14 protein-coding genes, 19 tRNA genes and 2 rRNA genes (1 of these 35 cut by a window edge) are annotated in these 16,438 nt (G+C 46.1%); 3 read left to right on the plus strand and 32 right to left on the minus strand.

Annotated features, from left to right (window positions below; genetic code table 11):
* Positions 1-180: 180 nt before the first annotated feature.
* The 9 genes from QFZ77_RS00960 to QFZ77_RS01000 all read right to left on the minus strand — a co-directional run bounded on the left by QFZ77_RS00960 (position 181) and on the right by QFZ77_RS01000 (position 7,811).
* A complete protein-coding gene (locus QFZ77_RS00960) occupies positions 181-366 on the minus strand; it encodes a hypothetical protein (protein WP_307434779.1) in 186 nt (61 codons plus the stop codon).
* 130 nt (positions 367-496) lie between these two features.
* Positions 497-1,348 (minus strand): oxidoreductase, encoded by an 852-nt coding sequence (locus QFZ77_RS00965; RefSeq protein ID WP_307434782.1) that lies wholly within the window; start codon positions 1,346-1,348, stop codon positions 497-499.
* Between the two features lie 168 nt (positions 1,349-1,516).
* Complete coding sequence (locus QFZ77_RS00970) at positions 1,517-2,392, minus strand: helix-turn-helix domain-containing protein (RefSeq protein ID WP_307434786.1); 876 nt, start codon at positions 2,390-2,392, stop codon at positions 1,517-1,519.
* Between the two features lie 170 nt (positions 2,393-2,562).
* A complete protein-coding gene (locus QFZ77_RS00975) occupies positions 2,563-3,381 on the minus strand; it encodes an MBL fold metallo-hydrolase (protein WP_307434789.1) in 819 nt (272 codons plus the stop codon).
* A gap of 35 nt (positions 3,382-3,416) precedes the next feature.
* Entirely contained in the window at positions 3,417-4,574 is a 1,158-nt protein-coding gene (locus QFZ77_RS00980) for a GntR family transcriptional regulator (RefSeq protein ID WP_307434792.1), read from the minus strand.
* A gap of 67 nt (positions 4,575-4,641) precedes the next feature.
* Entirely contained in the window at positions 4,642-5,478 is an 837-nt protein-coding gene (locus QFZ77_RS00985) for a carbohydrate ABC transporter permease (protein WP_307434795.1), read from the minus strand.
* A 15-nt stretch (positions 5,479-5,493) separates the two neighbouring features.
* Positions 5,494-6,456: a carbohydrate ABC transporter permease gene (locus QFZ77_RS00990; protein WP_307434798.1), complete on the minus strand. Its 963-nt coding sequence runs from the start codon at positions 6,454-6,456 to the stop codon at positions 5,494-5,496.
* Positions 6,457-6,469: 13 nt separating this feature from the next.
* Positions 6,470-6,919: an extracellular solute-binding protein gene (locus tag QFZ77_RS00995; protein ID WP_307434801.1), complete on the minus strand. Its 450-nt coding sequence runs from the start codon at positions 6,917-6,919 to the stop codon at positions 6,470-6,472.
* Entirely contained in the window at positions 6,900-7,811 is a 912-nt protein-coding gene (locus QFZ77_RS01000) for an extracellular solute-binding protein (protein WP_307434804.1), read from the minus strand. The genes QFZ77_RS00995 and QFZ77_RS01000 overlap by 20 nt, the downstream gene beginning before the upstream one ends.
* Before the next feature lie 583 nt (positions 7,812-8,394).
* Here QFZ77_RS01000 and QFZ77_RS01005 point away from each other — a divergent pair.
* Positions 8,395-8,559 carry a hypothetical protein gene (locus QFZ77_RS01005; protein ID WP_307434807.1) on the plus strand — a complete coding sequence of 55 codons (165 nt, stop codon included), beginning with the start codon at positions 8,395-8,397 and terminating at the stop codon, positions 8,557-8,559.
* A gap of 109 nt (positions 8,560-8,668) precedes the next feature.
* Here the strand turns inward: QFZ77_RS01005 and QFZ77_RS01010 are convergent, their stop codons facing one another.
* Positions 8,669-9,442, minus strand: a complete 774-nt coding sequence (locus QFZ77_RS01010; RefSeq protein WP_307434810.1) for an arylamine N-acetyltransferase family protein — start codon at positions 9,440-9,442, stop codon at positions 8,669-8,671.
* A 213-nt stretch (positions 9,443-9,655) separates the two neighbouring features.
* On the opposite strand from QFZ77_RS01010, the gene QFZ77_RS01015 reads away from it, so the two are divergent.
* Both QFZ77_RS01015 and QFZ77_RS01020 read left to right on the plus strand, forming a co-directional pair.
* Positions 9,656-9,898: a hypothetical protein gene (locus QFZ77_RS01015; protein WP_307434814.1), complete on the plus strand. Its 243-nt coding sequence runs from the start codon at positions 9,656-9,658 to the stop codon at positions 9,896-9,898.
* Between the two features lie 17 nt (positions 9,899-9,915).
* Positions 9,916-10,305 carry a hypothetical protein gene (locus tag QFZ77_RS01020; protein WP_307434816.1) on the plus strand — a complete coding sequence of 130 codons (390 nt, stop codon included), beginning with the start codon at positions 9,916-9,918 and terminating at the stop codon, positions 10,303-10,305.
* Here the strand turns inward: QFZ77_RS01020 and ade are convergent.
* From ade to QFZ77_RS01130, 22 genes are all read right to left on the minus strand, one after another.
* On the minus strand, positions 10,302-12,110 hold the full coding sequence (gene ade, locus QFZ77_RS01025; protein WP_307434819.1) for an adenine deaminase: 1,809 nt from the start codon (positions 12,108-12,110) through the stop codon (positions 10,302-10,304). The two genes, QFZ77_RS01020 and ade, sit on opposite strands and share 4 nt — an antisense overlap.
* Before the next feature lie 839 nt (positions 12,111-12,949).
* Positions 12,950-13,020: transfer RNA gene (locus tag QFZ77_RS01030), tRNA-Gly, on the minus strand.
* Between the two features lie 7 nt (positions 13,021-13,027).
* Positions 13,028-13,101, minus strand: a tRNA-Pro gene (locus QFZ77_RS01035).
* A 26-nt stretch (positions 13,102-13,127) separates the two neighbouring features.
* A tRNA-Arg gene (locus QFZ77_RS01040) sits at positions 13,128-13,204 on the minus strand.
* Positions 13,205-13,212: 8 nt separating this feature from the next.
* Positions 13,213-13,287, minus strand: a tRNA-Gly gene (locus QFZ77_RS01045).
* 39 nt (positions 13,288-13,326) lie between these two features.
* Positions 13,327-13,406, minus strand: a tRNA-Leu gene (locus QFZ77_RS01050).
* 19 nt (positions 13,407-13,425) lie between these two features.
* Positions 13,426-13,498, minus strand: a tRNA-Lys gene (locus QFZ77_RS01055).
* A 10-nt stretch (positions 13,499-13,508) separates the two neighbouring features.
* Positions 13,509-13,580 (minus strand) — tRNA-Gln (locus QFZ77_RS01060).
* A gap of 14 nt (positions 13,581-13,594) precedes the next feature.
* Positions 13,595-13,676: transfer RNA gene (locus QFZ77_RS01065), tRNA-Tyr, on the minus strand.
* Positions 13,677-13,752: 76 nt separating this feature from the next.
* Positions 13,753-13,828: transfer RNA gene (locus tag QFZ77_RS01070), tRNA-Thr, on the minus strand.
* Between the two features lie 18 nt (positions 13,829-13,846).
* A tRNA-Asp gene (locus tag QFZ77_RS01075) sits at positions 13,847-13,923 on the minus strand.
* A 31-nt stretch (positions 13,924-13,954) separates the two neighbouring features.
* A tRNA-Met gene (locus tag QFZ77_RS01080) sits at positions 13,955-14,031 on the minus strand.
* An 83-nt stretch (positions 14,032-14,114) separates the two neighbouring features.
* Positions 14,115-14,190 (minus strand) — tRNA-Val (locus QFZ77_RS01085).
* A gap of 80 nt (positions 14,191-14,270) precedes the next feature.
* Positions 14,271-14,345, minus strand: a tRNA-Glu gene (locus tag QFZ77_RS01090).
* Positions 14,346-14,365: 20 nt separating this feature from the next.
* Positions 14,366-14,454: transfer RNA gene (locus QFZ77_RS01095), tRNA-Ser, on the minus strand.
* An 11-nt stretch (positions 14,455-14,465) separates the two neighbouring features.
* Positions 14,466-14,539 (minus strand) — tRNA-Met (locus tag QFZ77_RS01100).
* Positions 14,540-14,566: 27 nt separating this feature from the next.
* Positions 14,567-14,654, minus strand: a tRNA-Ser gene (locus tag QFZ77_RS01105).
* 78 nt (positions 14,655-14,732) lie between these two features.
* Positions 14,733-14,805 (minus strand) — tRNA-Asn (locus QFZ77_RS01110).
* A 3-nt stretch (positions 14,806-14,808) separates the two neighbouring features.
* Positions 14,809-14,884 (minus strand) — tRNA-Ala (locus QFZ77_RS01115).
* Positions 14,885-14,889: 5 nt separating this feature from the next.
* A tRNA-Ile gene (locus tag QFZ77_RS01120) sits at positions 14,890-14,966 on the minus strand.
* Between the two features lie 55 nt (positions 14,967-15,021).
* Positions 15,022-15,138, minus strand: a 5S ribosomal RNA gene (gene rrf, locus QFZ77_RS01125).
* Between the two features lie 65 nt (positions 15,139-15,203).
* Positions 15,204-16,438: ribosomal RNA gene (locus tag QFZ77_RS01130) — 23S ribosomal RNA — on the minus strand; it runs 1,684 nt beyond the window's last position.

The raw sequence follows: 16,438 nt of genomic DNA on the forward strand, positions 1-16,438 counted from the left end.
ACTAGTTGGCGAGCGGTTAAGAATGGTTAGAAAGTTAAAGGGGTTGGAAATTTTCAACGAATGATTTCCTGGATACTATAGATGCCAAGGAGTCTGGTAAATAGCAAAAAAAACAAAACAACGACCAGCTCACACCATGCGAACTGACCGCTGCTTCATTTGCTATTCATTATATCAGCCTCAATTTACGACAACACCCCTACAGTACTTGCATACAGCAGCATCGATTGCAATTTCCTCGTTACAGTAAGCGCACGACTTATGTGTTTGTAAATCAGCCACCGGTACCACTTTGCGCTTCTTCACGTTCATGTAAATCAATAAACCAACCACAACCACGATAACGGCCAACAACCAATAAACCATACCGAAACACCTCCTAGTTGATAAACAACTTCTGATGATTCCGTATAAGTATATTCGGTCATTCTTGTCCATTTGTCTTAGTTGTGAACAAGAATAAATACTAGTTCCTATTTCGACTCAAATCGCAACGTTATCCCTTTACATCATCATGATCCGTTCCCGTAATGACGTCATACCAGTCTTCAATGTCTTTTTCAAACTTTGCCGTCTTTTCTCTATACATAGCAAGCGTATCGTTGCCTAGAGGCAAATGAACCGGAGGCTTTTCGGCATTAGCCAGTTTAATGAAAGCTTGAGCAAGTTTCTTGGGATCGCCGGGCTGTTTTTTATTAACTTGTGTGGCAAAGCTTTGCATTTCTCCCACTGTGCCTGCATAATCATCGATGACATGAGCGGTTCTTATCAGAGATGTTGGATCAAGGAATTCAGTTCTAAAAAAGCCTGGTGCTACAACCGTTGCATAAATCCCTAAAGGAGCTAATTCCAAAGCCATGGACTCTGTAATGCCTTCAACAGCAAACTTGGTGGAACCATAAATCCCCCAGCCCACAAACCCGTTTAATCCACCCACTGATGAAATATTAATGACATGTCCCGAACGCCGCTTACGCATGTAGGGTAAAATTGCGCGGGTAACGTTTAGTAAACCGAAAACATTGGCATCATAATTTTGTTTCACTTCTTCATTCGAAGCTTCCTCAACGGCACTCAGCAATCCATAACCAGCATTATTGACTAGCACGTCAATTTTTCCGAATTTGTCTATTGCTTGTTTCGCTGCATCTAAGGCTTGAGCTTCGTCCGTAACATCCAGCACAGTTACCAACAAGTTTTCGTTGTTCTCAAGCTGCGCAGCTAGTTGTTCAGGCTTGCTGCGGACGGTAGCTACCACCTTATTACCCTCCGCTAAAGCAGCTTTTGTAATTTCCAATCCGAAGCCTCTGGATGCGCCTGTGATGAACCATACTTTTTGATTTATCATTTTTTATTGTCTCCTTCTCGTCGTCATTTTTAAATTGAATCATTCATGACCTAAGATTATCACAGCGCATTCCGCCCTACTTTTCCAAAAAGCCCAAAGTATTTGACCATTTAGCTCAAATAAAAAATCTTAGCCCGGCGGGTGCCGAACTAAGATCTCTGTTAGCTTTTAGCTTAACTGTTGCTTGTAAAAGGACGGGGTATAGCCAAAGTGCTCTTTGAAAACCCTTGAAAAATGCGCAACATTCTCAAAGCCCGTCGTAAAGCAAACATCCGTTACTGACATGGCTGAATGGGTCAACAATTCTCTGGCCTTCTCCAAGCGTTTCTGCCGAATCCATAGGGATGGGGATGTATTGTAAATCGTTTGAAAATCCCGTTTGAAGCTGGACAAGCTTCTGCCCGATAAATAAGCCAAATCATTCAGAGAAACTGGATTCAAGATATTTTGTTCCACGACGGTTGAGATATCGGATCGAACCTGCTGCTTCAATTGAAGTAATTGCTGCATGATATTTTCGTTGGCATGGCTAAGATCAAACAATAATTCCAACAACTTAATCTTAATTAATCCGTCCTCGATGTTATCGGGTTCGTTGAAATATGGTTTTAGCGAGCCTAAATAGAGTAACAGTCGTTCACTTATCGGATTTACGAAAATAGGTACCAACACTGTTGGCTGCGCAGATTGAATGTCCGCCATTTTAATAAAGTCTTTAAGCACTTCATCTTTTAGAAAAAACATCATGTACTCTAATAAGTAAGCCTGATTAGGTTCGCCTGATTTTTCATATTCAATAACAATGGATTTTTGAATCAGTACCATTTCATGCCTATGAGCAACGTACACCTGATTGCCGTAACGCACCGTATAAGTGCCATTCAGCACAAACATGAGAAGGTAGTCTTCTAAGAACATAGTCCCTTGCTTTCCTACCGTGTTGGTGCACGATTCAATGACTGTGAGTCCTTTGAATTTCAAAACGCTTTGATTGAATGGCGATGCTGCTAAGCCTTGCGGTGCTTTTATTATTCTTTGGGTCACGCGTACACTCCCCTCATTCCCTACTCCAACTGTTGATTAACCAAACTCAGGCTGAGATAAGAGATATTTTCTCTAATTGTACCACGGAATATGACATTTTCCTGTTGGACAACATAACTAAGCCCCTCTGAATACCAGAAGGGCTTTTCGTTTAAACGTTGCAATAAGGTCTAGATGTGCATAATCAATCCGTCATACGCGACTACGACCCCGGCAGGTTTAAAGATTTCGTCGAATTCATGATGAAGCAGTTTGGAATTATGGCTAAAATGAGTGACGACGATGGGCGCATCCGCTTTTAATATGTGTTCTTCACGAAACACTCGCTGAGCCTCCAATACGGTTTCGATACACATATGGTTTCTGTCACGGGAGCGCCCCGTGTACCCGTGCGTGCAGTCAAGTATGGCGCAATCTACATTGGCTCCCTTTAACCATTCCCATGTTGCTTCTGGGAACCAACCTGAATCATGTCCGTACAGCAGTTTCTTGCCGCCCCGCTCGATCAAATATAATAAGCATGTTTCCATTTTGTCATGATCCGCTAAAAGAGGTGTGACAAGTGCTTCACCCACTTCAATCATCTGAAAGGGACGCAACAAATGGAAGGCGTAGCGTTCACCCTCAAAACGACCAATGGCGACACGTGTATGGTGCATCACGGCATCATTCCCATAGATATGTAGAGGATGCTCCAGTCCGTGGGCAATCCCCTCTCTCCGGCATTCAAGATCATAAGCATTAAAATGATCAGAGTGCGTATGCGTAACAAGCAAGTGCTCAATTGCGCCCAAATCAATGTTATCGCGAAGCGCCTGCATATAAGAATCGGGAGAATAGTCGAATTTGATTACATCGTCAAGGATGGCCGAACTTCGTGTGCGAATGTTTTTTCCGCCCAGCGTCCGTGCCTGGATGCAAGACCCACAGCGGCAAAACGCATTCGGAAAGCCTTCTGCTGCTGCGGTTCCGAGAAAATGAATTTTCATAAGCTTCACCTGTCATTCGTATTTTGTCTAACTATTTACACCAAAGAGAGGACGGATTTCCGCTCTACAATCGTCGTCTTAATTTTGATCGTAATTTGTCTCTCATTGGAATTGTTAACACGCTTCATTAGCAGATTAAATGCTGATTGCGTAAGCTGCTCGGTACATTGCTTGACCGTTGTAAGAGGAATCGGTGTTAACCCAGATAATTGAATATCAGAGAAACCCACAATGGAAAGCTGCTCAGGGACCGGAATCTTCAAGTGTAATGCTGTATATAACGTAGAAATTGCCACATGATCGTCTCCGCACATCAGGGCTGTCATCTGTGGATTTTCACGTATGAAGCTCTCCTGTTCAGGGTCGCTCTTGTTAACATGGCTAGAATCACAGAGTTCGCTTTTAAAAAGAATATACTGATTTTTGACGGGAACCGCATGATCAATGAGCGCCTGGATATAACCTTGATAACGCTCCTCCCTGCTGGTGATGTTCTCAATCGCATTCGAAACGTAACCGATTTCCCGATGTCCTTTTTCAATCAAATACTTAGCCATCTGGTAAGAGCCTTGAAAATGATCATGGTAGACACAATCAATCTGAACTTCGCGAAAAATTCGGTCGATAATCACAATCGGAAACTGCTGCAATTTCAATCTCAACACTTGGTCACTGCATATCTTTCGTCCTTGTGGAAATAGGATAATGCCGTCGACTCCACCTTCGACAAGCCCCTGAAGACAACGGTCCTCATCATCTTTGGACTTGCTAATCTTTAGAATCAGATCACAATCATGCTTTCGCGATTCGATCTCGGCAGCTGCAATAATCCTTGACGTGTAATCAGACATATGGGACACGATGATAGCGATCCGCTTATTCTGTTTTTGCTTCTCTACGACCGGCGTCGGCTCATTTACCTTCAGAATACCTTCGTTATCAGACACCCCATTCTGCTGCGCGCAAAGGAAGGTGCCCCTTCTTGGCAAACGGTAAACGAGACCCTGCTGAACCAGTTGTTCTAGAGCTAGCTTGCTTGTCATCCGGCTTACACCAAATAGCTTCGCAAGCTCCCCTTCCGAAGGGACTGGATCATGCGGTTGAAGCCTACGTCTTTGAATGATGTCCCTTACCTTTTCGGCAAGCTGCAGATAGAGTAGATTCGGTTTTCTTGGCATATGTTCATATTTCATATAAGGACATCCCTCGTTTAATTATATAAATCATGATTATCGATCGACGCAGCGTTATAAATGGTGATTAGCCTTTAATGCCCGTAAAGGTAATGCCTTGAATGAATGATTTCTGCAGAAAAAAGAATAGAATGATAATCGGCAGGATCATCAAGAAGGTAGCCGCCATAAGCAATCCCCACTCTGTGCTGATCTCGTTTTGAAATTGCTGCAGCCCCAGAGACAATGTATATTGGCTAGGGTCATTCAGATATAACAGCGGGCCCAAGAAATCATTCCAACTACTCATGACCTGGAACAACCCGGTCGCCAGAACAGCCGGCATCGCCAATGGCAGCATAATGCGCCAGTAAATATGAAATTCCCCGGCCCCATCTATGCGTGCGGCCTGCTGCAGCTCCGAGGGCAGGCCTTTGAAAAATTGCCGCAGCATAAAAATATAGACTGGCACACCGAGCGCATGCTTAACGATTAGCGGAAGCAGCGTTCCGACCCATTTCAGCTTATGAAATAGAAGGAACTCAGGGATCATCGTCACGGGCCCGGGAATCATCATCACACTCACAGTCAACCCGAAGATCAACCCTTTCCCCCGCCAATCCAGCTTGGCCAAACTATAAGCCGCCAGCGGAGAAACGATAAGCATGCCCAACGTACTGAATACGGTGACAATCAGTGTATTGCTAAACATTCTTGGAAAAGAGATTCTCGTAAACGCGTCGAAATAATTTCTCCAGTGCATCGGATTAGGAATCCAACGTGGAGGATCCATGTATAATTGGGAGTTATCCTTCAATGATGTCGATATCATCCATAGCAGCGGAGCTGCAAAATTCAACGCCAGCGCGATTAGAACCAATTGGGTAAGGAGGTTGCGCGCAGCTGCATTTCTATGATTTTTCACGTACACAAGCCCCCTCTAGTCCCCTTGATAATGAACCCATTTTTTGGATGAGACGAAAATCACGACCGTTAGCAAAGCAATCACGATAAAAAGTATCCATGCCATAGCCGATGCATAGCCCATTTTCAAATACAGAAAAGCATTCTGGTACAAATACATAACATAAAACATCATGGACCCTGCTGGTGAGCCACTCCCGCCCGTAAGCGTATAAGGTAAGGAGAACACTTGAATTGAACTAATTATCCCCATCACCAAGTTGTAGAAGATGACTGGCGTTAGCAGCGGCAAGGTGACCAGCCCAAATTTCTGATACCATCTGGCGCCATCAACCGAAGCGGCATCGTAATATTCCTGCGATATCCCCTGCAATCCAGCAAGGAAGATGACGACCGTCTGTCCGACAGCCCATAAAGATATCATGACGAGGGTGGGCTTAGCCCAGGCTTCGTTGCCCAACCATGGAGGACCATCGATGCCCAATCTGGACAATAATTGATTGACCAGCCCCGCCTGAGGGTTCAGCAGCCACATCCAAAGAACTGCCTTAGCAACCAAGGGAACAAGAGTAGGCAGGTAAAAGACCGTACGGTAGATTGCGATTCCCTTTACTCTGGTGTTCAACAGCAGCGCCAGCCCTATACTGAGGACGATACTCAGCGGAACGAAGACAAGTGCGTAATACACGGTGTTGTAAATAGAGCTCCAAAACACTTTGTCCTGCATCAAGCTTTGGTAATTCTGAAGGCCGACAAATTGTCCGGCCTTCAGAATGCTGTAAGAGGTAAAACTGAGATAGATGGAACTGACAAGCGGGTACAAATAAAAGAGCAGCAGACCCACTATCCAAGGGGTGATGAATAGCCAGCCAGGCGCGTTTTTACTGAACGCGCGGACGAAAGATTTCTTCCGGGCTTCTTGATGTCTAGGACGGGAAGGCTCCTGTCCAGTAGCTCGGACCAAGTTTGAATCCATCATCTTTCATCGCACCTCATTTGCTTTTTTGGTCACTCGCCAGAGCGGCATTCACCTTGTCTGCCACACTATCGAGCAGATCCTTCGGTTTGCCTTTATTGTTCGAGGCCATATCCAAGGCGCTCGCCATCTCGTTCCAAAGTAACTGCCCTTGTGAAATCACCGGACGCCAGTGAGCCGTTCCTAGAAATCCAAGAATTTTCATATTGATTGGATCATTGGCAAACACTTTTTGGTTTACCGAATGAACGACTGACAGATAGGATTTAGTCAATTTTTCTTGTGCCTCATCACCAGTAAAGAATTTCAGCAGCTCCCATGCGCCATCCTGATTTTTGGCTCCCTTGGGAATGACGAGACTGAAACCACCCGACCATGTAACCGTCTGATCGCCGGTTGGTGTCGGCAGCTGTGCTACACCGAAGTTCACATTCGTATTCGCTGCTTTAACCGTTGCCGCCAGCAAGTTGTTTCCGATTTCCTATGCTAACCTTGCCGGCCGCAAAAGGATTGATCTGGGTCGAACTGGCTAAAGATTTCATGTCACTGATATTATATTTGTTGGCATAATCCTGCAGCCATTGCAGTGCCTCGACGTTCTTAGGATCATTAGGTGTTACTTTACCGGTGCTCGTGTTATAGAAATCGCCGCCGAACGCCCATCCCCACGTGTAGAAGTTGCCTTGATTAGACCACGGTATAAGACCGATCCGTTTATAAACGTTTCCTTCCTTCACGGTCAGCTTGGCCGCATATTCTTCCAACTCTTTGATCGTCTTAGGCGGCTTCTCGGGGTCAAGTCCAACTTCCTTGAAATGATCCTTGTTATAGAACAAGGCCCGCCCATCAGTAGAAACCGGAAGCCCGTATACTTTATCCTTGTACACAACCTCATTCCATGCAGCTGGATAAAACTTTTTCGGATCGATGGCATCTTTCTTGATCCGGTCCGAAATATCGATCAAAGCCTCCTGCTGGGCCCATGAGGCGATTTGGAAGCGATCGAAGAACACTGCATCCGGGGCAGTTCCCCCAGCGACAGCGGACATCAGCTTTTGTCCTCCGCCAACTGTTAAATCAGCCACATATACAGCATTCAATTTAATTTCGGGATGCGCTGCCTGGAAAGCATCAGCAGCAGCCTTAATTGCTTCCCCCGCCACACCTGTCTTATCATACCAAAATGTCACGGTTCCAGAGGCCTTTGCAGTTGAGGATGCTGGCGTTTCCTTAGTACCCGGCGTGTTCGTCGAACCAGTTGTACCTGTTTGATTGGCCGTAGAGCAGCCTGCTAGCAAACCTACACTCGCAATAAGAGCTAAGACCGCTTTGGGACCACCGTGCGTTCTCTTTGTCATCACTGAACACCATTCCTTTTTTAGGTTTACTTGTCTCTCGTGAAAAACTACTCCTAACCAGAAGCTCTTGGCTGTCTTCAATGTAAGGGCTTCCATATCATTATCGAAGGAGCTTGTCGAAAATGTTTCCCTGTTACTATTAGGGCAAATATAAGGATAACCGACACGCTAATCTATTCACTTTCTTACACTCTAAGTAAGATTTATTGTGGTTCGACCCTGATCAGTGATCTAAGGAAAGGTTACTAGATGTCACTGACACATTCAATGGTTATTTTTATTTAGATTATGTAAATCAATCATTTTATACGAAAAAACAATAGAATTGTAATCGCTTACTATGTCAGCATATGCCAGTATCGTACCCTCTGACAGAAATTCCTTTAACGATAGACGGGACTTAAATAACAGTCCCTCCGATTGAAAAAAACACTAATTCAGCGTTCTTTTTCGCGTTGTTCTGAAGTAATTTTGCTCGATGCATCAACCATACCCTTTGAACATAATATTAAAATAAAGCGCTTCCAACATCGCTATCGTGGAGAATTTGTAGGAAATATATATAAATAGGGAGTTGATGTCCATGTTCAACCCAAAAGAATGGACCAAACAAATGAAATTCATTCACGGCGTTGCAAGAACTATCTACATCAACAAACACACTGGATTACCAAAGCTAAGTTGTACTTTCACCAAAGAGCAGCAGAAAGAGTTAGAACGTGAAAACAGTAAGTTATCACTTTCGTAATTAGAATCATTTCGGATCAAGTTAGAAAAAGAAAAAGGGACCCCTTTCGGGGTCCTCTTCGACGTTGAATAATGGAAATCCCACTATTAGTACATGACTACGTTAATGATTAATCTAGATGAATACCAAAATGCTCTTGCAGTGCCGCTTTATACTCTTCTTCGTTCTGCGGAATGAAAGTCCTTACCCCGGCGGATGTAAAGATGCGAAACTCTCGGCCTGCCAGTGTATTCCGTCCCTCCAGGGTGCGCTTGGCTACCATTGGGCCTTTGGTAAATATTGAATCCGGGGCGTTCTCACACCAGAATGTCGCAAAAGTGAAATCCTTCGGCAGCTGGGGCTCCTCCGTAAACGAGTAAATGCGGTTCCATTCCTTGTTCTTCTGCTCACATAGCATCCAACCGTAATAGGCATCGCGCTCGAGACGGTAGCACTCTCCTCCTTGATGCTGTTCAAGACCTTCAATCCATGCGATCGGCTTCCGGGGGACGATCCCACCTACTCCGACATCGCACAAGTAAGTCGTGCCTTCTGCTTCAACCTTCAGGACGTGATGACGTCGTTTCGGTGGCGCATTCGGTTCGTCGCGCCAAAATCGAGCAACCAAGTCAGTAACCGGGTAGCCAAGCTCCCGCAGTAACCAGCCGAATAAAGCGTTCAACTCGAAGCAGTACCCACCGCGCCCGCGCACGACTATCTTTTGATATACATCCTGAGGATCCAACGATAAAGCTATGCGGTTCATAATGTCCAAATTTTCGTATGGAACCGTGTGCAGATGACACTCCTGCAGGTCAGCCAGAGTCTTTGCGCTGCCATCGAGCAAACCTTCAAACCCGATACGCTCCAGATAGGACTGAATCTGACTATTTTTACTGAACATGTTGAACAACTCCATCCTTATTTTTTTTCATTGATAGACAAGATCGTGAGATTTAACAACAATATACTTTTAAAAATACCATCATCACCCTATTTCTGCCTCAAATTCCGTTTAACTCTTCATAAAAAGCTTACAAAACGACAACGGTTTTCGAGCGACATTTTAGTTCTAATCCGTTAATCTATGAAAAAAGATTCATAGGAGGGCTAATTTATGATTCAAAACTTAGAGCTATGTATAACGGGATTGTTAATTGTCTCCATCATGTTTCATCTTTTTATAGATATAATCAAAAAGAATAAAATCATTAACTACCCAATTAACTATCCAATTCAAGAAGAGGAATCTATCAAAGTGGTTTACCCACAGTATATCGACTGCAGCCGGAACATTAATCTTTCACTTCTTCCCAAAGAATATCTCTTTACGGATGGGCAGTTTAGTGAGATTCATTAATTTAAGGAGGCCGTACTGTGTCATACAAGGTAATCAGTGATGAAGAGTTGATGCTGCTGCTGTCCCCCACTTACAATAACGAAGAAAATGAGCCATCAGTGAAACCGAAGCTCACCATGAAATTACTATATGAGCTTATAAAGAAGCTTAAGCAAGAGAACATGATGCTTTGCAAGCGTGTAGACGAATTTGAACAGCAATTGAATTTGTTGCATCAGACTCGAGATGAGGTGGCCACCACCCTAGATCTGCCGATTATCGAGGAAACCGGGATAACAGTCGGGACGGAAGCTGAACTCGTTTCCGGCCCCCCGCAAACCATCCTAACCTCCCGCGCCGAACGTCATCCTTCTAAAAAGAATAAAAAGAATAAGTCCTTTTGGACCTATTTATTTCGTCCCACTTAATCAATTTCCACTTCAATTAACTTGAACTGTGTAACATCGACAATACCTCGGTTTGAAATCCGAATTTCAGGAATAACAGGTAATGCAATTAATGAGAATGTCATAAACGGGGCGTTCAACGGACAGCCAATTTGTTTCCACGCTTTTTCGAGCTCTGCAACCTCATTAACGACTTCAAGCAATGATTTATCTGACATGAGGCCTGCGATGGTCATCGGTACTTGAGCCAGCACTTCACCGTTCTCTACAACGATCATGCCGCCTCCCATTTTGACAAGCTCATTAGCTGCGAAAGCCATATCCTTCTCATTGATCCCCATAACAATTAGATTGTGACTGTCATGCGCCACTGTAGATGCTACCGCACCTGCCTTCAATTGAAAGCCATGCGTAAAGCCAAGTGAAATTTGACCCGTTCCACGGTGCCGCTCGATACAGGCTAGACGGATAATATCCTGCTCTGCATCTGGTTGGATGATCCCTTGTTCAACACCTAGTACTGCAGTCATTTTCTCAGTTCTTGCACTGTTTTCAATAATGTTAATGACATTAACCTTCGTCTTATCCTGATTACTGCGACTTACAAGCTTGAAGTCCTCAGCTGTAAGTTCCTGCTTAACGTTCATGGAATTACGGATGTGCTCGGGATAGACGAAATCGGGGAAATCTACCGTGAGCTTGCCATTATCAAAAACAACTTGACCATCGGTAATGACCGTTGAAGGCTCGACCTTCTGTAAATCATCCAGCAATAAAATGTCAGCACATTTACCGGGAGTAATGCTGCCCAAATCTTGCTCCATTTTAAAATAACGCGCCACATTAATCGTTACCATTTGAATCGCGGTTACAGGATCGACACCCTCTTCGATCGCGCGGCGCACCACATGATTGAGATGCCCTTTCTCCACCAAAGTTTGCGGATTTACATCATCCGTGACGAGCGAAATATTGGACGTGCTGACCTTATCTTCGGTTACTACCTTAATGACCTCTTTGACATCATGCCAGGCCGAACCTTCACGAATCATAAGGTGCATACCCATGCGGACTTTGTGAAGACCTTGTTCCCTAGTTACGGTTTCATGATCAGATGTCACGCCGGATGCCGTATAAGCTTGCAGCATACGATCATCATCACTTGGAAAATGTCCTGTGACGGTTTTACCACTCTTGATCGTTTCTTCAATCTCTCCGCACATTTTCGGATCACCGTAAAGGACACCAGGGAAATTCATGACTTCGCCTAGTCCAACCACATTGTCCCACTGCAGTCCTTCTTTAATATCGGTCACTTCTAAGCTTGCACCTGCATCTTCCAAGTCCGTAGTCGCTGGTACGCAGGATGGGAATGTCGTGAATACTTTGAGAGGCAACTGCTGCCCCTCTTCATGCATCAGCCTTACACCTTCTGTTCCAAACACATTGGCAATTTCATGAGGGTCCATAAAAATCCCCGTTGTTCCTTTGGCTAATGCCGCTTTGGCAAACTGGGTAACGGACAGCATCGTGCTCTCAACATGCATATGACCATCTATTAATCCCGGAGACATATACTTTCCTGTGGCATCGATAATGACCGTTTGAGCCCCAATGGTATGGTCTGCATTCCCTACATACGCAATTCTCCCAGCGGTGACAGCAACATCCATATGCTCAAGTAATTCACCAGAATACACATTAACGAGTGTTCCATTCTTAATGACTACATCGGCAAAAGCTTCGCCTAGTGCAACCTTAGCTAGCGTTCTGCTCACTTCAACTAGCTTATTTCTTTTATTAAGCGTTCTTTTATCTAGAGTCATGGGTTTTGTACTCCTTTATGTATTTTAATTGACATTCTCCGATACGGTGACAAGCGTCACATCCCTCTAAACATTGGTTCACAGAGACCGTCGATTCATTCAACCATCTTGTTCTACATTGAGGTGTCTTAAACCCGAATCCATCGTCATATATGCTCTCTTGAGGCTGCCGGGTAAATGAATCCATATTCTCGGTCGAATGATGTTGTAGAATGTGCAACAATTCTGCCTAGATCCCGCCTGTCCTCCCTCAATGTTGCATAATATACAACAATTCTGCCCGATACAGACGATTTTGCAACAAATGGGCTCAAATTGTTGTACGAACTGCAACTTCAAGTTGCAAAATAGCCTTTAGGCGTGCGAATTGTTGTAGATATTACAACATTGGTAACCGCTATAACCCATCTATCTTCACGAAGCTACCGAACAACTCTACAATCGAATTTCGAGTAATGCCAACGAGTTGTGAAAATGAATCGACAGTCTCTCACATGCATTACTTGCATCATTTCACATTAAATTTACCATGAAAATGGTTTTTCTCAAGGGTTGCATGTTACAGCAGAGGATTCCCCATTGCTATTTATTAAATTATACTGAGCGAAGGTCATTCAGATGCAGGTTATCATGGAGGATATATCTAAGACATCAACGGTGACTGGAATACTCCAAATCCTTATTTAAAATGCTTCCTACGGAAGCGGCTAGTGGTATATTTGGACGCGCGTCCTACTTGGGTATATTCTATGATGTCTTCACGGACGGTCGAACCCATACGGCTTCTCTTTCCCGTTCAAACGAAAAAAGACCACCCGAAGGTGGTCTTTTTTCATTGAAGCGGGCGGCGGGAATCGAACCCGCGCGATCAGCTTGGAAGGCTGAAGTTCTACCATTAAACTACGCCCGCACGTCTATCGGGACGACACGATTTGAACATGCGACCCCCTGCTCCCAAAGCAGGTGCTCTACCAAGCTGAGCTACGTCCCGATAAGGTAATAATAACATATGAAAAATGGCGCGCCCTGAGAGATTCGAACTCCCGACCTTTTGATTCGTAGTCAAATACTCTATCCAGCTGAGCTAAGGGCGCATAATAAATGGAGCGGAAGACGGGGATCGAACCCGCGACCCTCGCCTTGGCAAGGCGATGCTCTACCGCTGAGCCACTTCCGCATGGGTACCTCAGGAGTATGAATACTGCTGAGGATTTGATGCGCGTAGAGGGACTTGAACCCCCACGGTCACCCGCTAGATCCTAAGTCTAGTGCGTCTGCCAATTCCGCCATACGCGCATGCTGTAAATAAGGCAAATGAGTCATGTAGGATTCGAACCTACGACACCCTGATTAAAAGTCAGGTGCTCTACCAACTGAGCTAATGACTCAAGTGAAGAACTGGGGATCAAGGATTTGAACCTTGGCATGACGGAGTCAAAGTCCGTTGCCTTACCGCTTGGCTAATCCCCAACATAGTTTGGAAATGGAGGCTGATGGATTCGAACCACCGAACTCGAAGAGAGCAGATTTACAGTCTGCCGTGTTTAGCCACTTCACTAAGCCTCCACATATAAAGCCTTACCGGGCCCCGAAAAAGTAAAAGGCGTTGCTACAAAGCTTTGCTTCACTTTTTTGGGAATTATGGTGCCGTCGAGAGGACTTGAACCCCCAACCTACTGATTACAAGTCAGTTGCTCTACCAGTTGAGCTACAACGGCATATTCATTTATGAAAAATGGCGGAGCTGACGGGATTCGAACCCGCGGTCTCCTGCGTGACAGGCAGGCATGTTAGGCCACTACACCACAGCTCCACACTGTGTAAAACAACTCTCAGAAAGAGTTTGGTTGCGGGGGCAGGATTTGAACCTGCGGCCTTCGGGTTATGAGCCCGACGAGCTACCGGGCTGCTCCACCCCGCGGCATTAAAAGCATAATTTCTTTATAAGCCCCGAAAAAGTAATCGGCGTTGCTACAAAGCTTCACTTCACTTTTTTGGGTAGTATGGTGGAGGCTGACGGGATCGAACCGCCGACCCTCTGCTTGTAAGGCAGATGCTCTCCCAGCTGAGCTAAGCCTCCATAATGGGATGAAGAACTGGGGTCCACGCAAAGTAATCGGAATATGCTTCGTCAGCTATACGTCACTTTGTGGGGAATGGTGGTGACCCGTAGGGGACTCGAACCCCTGTTACCTCCGTGAAAGGGAGGTGTCTTAACCACTTGACCAACGGGCCAAACTTAAAAAAATTACCGACGGAGAGAGAGGGATTCGAACCCTCGCACCACTTACGCAGTCTAACCCCTTAGCAGAGGGTCCCCTTATAGCCACTTGGGTATCTCTCCAATTTATCTAGTAGCGGCAGAGGGGCTCGAACCCCCGACCTTACGGGTATGAACCGTACGCTCTAGCCAGCTGAGCTACGCCGCCATATTGTCTTTCATTTATCTAAAGAAACGGAGAAGGAGGGATTCGAACCCTCGAGACGCTTGTGACGCCTACACGATTTCCAATCGTGCTCCTTCGGCCGCTCGGACACTTCTCCACGGATGTGCTAAAAATTATTGGGGCCCCCAAAAAGTAATCGGAATATGCTAGCATTCTTCACTTTTTGGGGATTTGACTCCCCGAACAGGACTCGAACCTGTGACAACTCGATTAACAGTCGAGTGCTCTACCAACTGAGCTATCAGGGAATATGGTGGAGCCAAGCGGGATCGAACCGCTGACCTCCTGCTTGCAAGGCAGGCGCTCTCCCAGCTGAGCTATGGCCCCTCGTTTGGTGGGCCCTAGTGGACTCGAACCACCGACCTCACCCTTATCAGGGGTGCGCTCTAACCAGCTGAGCTAAGGGCCCTAATGTGTAAAACAGTCTACAGGGCGGCAAAAAAAATACCCACTAGGGGTATTCTGCTTGGCAACGTTCTACTCTCCCAGAACCCTGCGGTTCAAGTACCATCGACGCTGGAGGGCTTAACGGTCGTGTTCGAGATGGGAACGCGTGGATCCCCTCCGCCATCATCACCAAACAGTCAAAGCGTGTTTGCGCCTTGAAAACTAGATACGAAACTTGCGTAAAGTAACACTCAGGGTTTTGGTTAAGCCCTCGACCGATTAGTATTCGTCAGCTGCATGCATTGCTGCACTTCCACCTCGAACCTATCAACCTCGTCGTCTACAAGGGGTCTTACATACTGGGAAATCTCATCTTGAGGGGGGCTTCGCGCTTAGATGCTTTCAGCGCTTATCCCCTCCGTACATAGCTACCCAGCGATGCCTCTGGCGAGACAACTGGTACACCAGCGGTACGTCCATCCCGGTCCTCTCGTACTAAGGACAGCTCCTCTCAAATTTCCTACGCCCGCGACAGATAGGGACCGAACTGTCTCACGACGTTCTGAACCCAGCTCGCGTACCGCTTTAATGGGCGAACAGCCCAACCCTTGGGACCTACTTCAGCCCCAGGATGCGATGAGCCGACATCGAGGTGCCAAACCTCCCCGTCGATGTGGACTCTTGGGGGAGATAAGCCTGTTATCCCCAGGGTAGCTTTTATCCGTTGAGCGATGGCCCTTCCATTCGGTACCACCGGATCACTAAGTCCGACTTTCGTCCCTGCTCGACTTGTAGGTCTCGCAGTCAAGCTCCCTTATGCCTTTGCACTCTGCGAATGATTTCCAACCATTCTGAGGGAACCTTTAAACGCCTCCGTTACATTTTAGGAGGCGACCGCCCCAGTCAAACTGCCCACCTGACACTGTCCCCATACCGGATCACGGTACTAGGTTAGAACTCCGATACGATCAGGGTGGTATCCCAACGATGCCTCCACCCAAGCTGGCGCTCAGGCTTCAAAGGCTCCCACCTATCCTGTACAGATCGTACCAAAGTCCAATATCAAGCTGCAGTAAAGCTCCATGGGGTCTTTCCGTCTTGTCGCGGGTAACCTGCATCTTCACAGGTATTAAAATTTCACCGGATCTCTCGTTGAGACAGCGCCCAAGTCGTTACGCCATTCGTGCGGGTCAGAATTTACCTGACAAGGAATTTCGCTACCTTAGGACCGTTATAGTTACGGCCGCCGTTTACTGGGGCTTCAATTCATAGCTTCGGAACCGAGGTCCCTAACCACTCCTCTTAACCTTCCAGCACCGGGCAGGCGTCAGCCCGTATACTTCGCCTTGCGGCTTCGCACAGACCTGTGTTTTTGCTAAACAGTCGCTTGGGCCTTTTCACTGCGGCCCCCTCGGGCTATTCACCCTACCGAGGCACCCCTTCTCCCGAAGTTACGGGGTCATTTTGCCGAGTTCCTTAACGAGAGTTCTTCCG

It is taken from the genome of Paenibacillus sp. V4I3 (genome assembly GCF_030817215.1).
GTDB lineage: Bacteria > Bacillota > Bacilli > Paenibacillales > NBRC-103111 > Paenibacillus_E.

What these genes read in the sequence shown, in the direction of transcription:
- QFZ77_RS00960 (WP_307434779.1), bottom strand. Translation starts at nt 366, where the DNA reads ATGGTTTATTGGTTGTTGGCCGTTATCGTGGTTGTGGTTGGTTTATTG.
- QFZ77_RS00965 (WP_307434782.1), bottom strand. Translation starts at nt 1,348, where the DNA reads ATGATAAATCAAAAAGTATGGTTCATCACAGGCGCATCCAGAGGCTTC.
- QFZ77_RS00975 (WP_307434789.1), bottom strand. Translation starts at nt 3,381, where the DNA reads ATGAAAATTCATTTTCTCGGAACCGCAGCAGCAGAAGGCTTTCCGAAT.
- QFZ77_RS00980 (WP_307434792.1), bottom strand. Translation starts at nt 4,574, where the DNA reads ATGAAATATGAACATATGCCAAGAAAACCGAATCTACTCTATCTGCAG.
- QFZ77_RS00990 (WP_307434798.1), bottom strand. Translation starts at nt 6,456, where the DNA reads ATGATGGATTCAAACTTGGTCCGAGCTACTGGACAGGAGCCTTCCCGT.
- QFZ77_RS01000 (WP_307434804.1), bottom strand. Translation starts at nt 7,811, where the DNA reads ATGACAAAGAGAACGCACGGTGGTCCCAAAGCGGTCTTAGCTCTTATT.
- QFZ77_RS01005 (WP_307434807.1), top strand. Translation starts at nt 8,395, where the DNA reads ATGTTCAACCCAAAAGAATGGACCAAACAAATGAAATTCATTCACGGC.
- QFZ77_RS01010 (WP_307434810.1), bottom strand. Translation starts at nt 9,442, where the DNA reads ATGTTCAGTAAAAATAGTCAGATTCAGTCCTATCTGGAGCGTATCGGG.
- QFZ77_RS01015 (WP_307434814.1), top strand. Translation starts at nt 9,656, where the DNA reads ATGATTCAAAACTTAGAGCTATGTATAACGGGATTGTTAATTGTCTCC.
- ade (WP_307434819.1), bottom strand. Translation starts at nt 12,110, where the DNA reads ATGACTCTAGATAAAAGAACGCTTAATAAAAGAAATAAGCTAGTTGAA.